This window comes from Sedimentibacter sp. B4 (genome assembly GCF_000309315.1).
In the GTDB taxonomy this organism is placed as follows: domain Bacteria; phylum Bacillota; class Clostridia; order Tissierellales; family Sedimentibacteraceae; genus Sedimentibacter; species Sedimentibacter saalensis.
Genome location: NZ_CANG01000194.1, coordinates 1 through 430 on the forward strand (window position 1 = coordinate 1; position 430 = coordinate 430).

At 68.8% G+C, this 430-nt stretch carries 1 protein-coding gene; it reads right to left on the reverse strand.

The annotated features are described in order from the left end of the window. On the reverse strand, nt 1-288 hold a 288-nt coding region (locus tag BN358_RS23130; protein WP_157593356.1), incomplete at its 3' end, for an HIT family protein. Nucleotides 289-430 lie beyond the last annotated feature (142 nt).

Below are 430 nucleotides of genomic sequence, written 5' to 3' on the forward strand. Positions count from 1 at the left end.
CAGGTGTGGCACCGACTGGCTGACCACGTTGTTCATCGCCACGAAGCTGCCGTCCGCGCCGAGTGCGGGCCCCATCGCCCGCGCCACACGCTGGGCGGTCGTCAGCAGCGGCTGCATCAGTTCACCGGGCAGGTCGAGCAGGCTCTCCACATGCCGGGCCGGGCAGACCAGCACGTGGCCCTTGAACACCGGCCGGTGGTCGAGGAAGGCGACCACCGTCTCGTCGCGCCAGACCACCTCCGTGTCCAGCGTGCCGGCGATGATCTGGCAGAAGATGTCCGCGGCCATGCGGTGATTCTCGCACCAGCGGGACGCAGAACGGCCCCCGCGCCGAAGCGCGGGGGCCGTCCGTTCAGGCTGATCAGATGGGGCTGATGTTCGAGGCCTGCGGACCCTTGGGGCCCTGGGTGATCTCGAACTCGACCTTCTA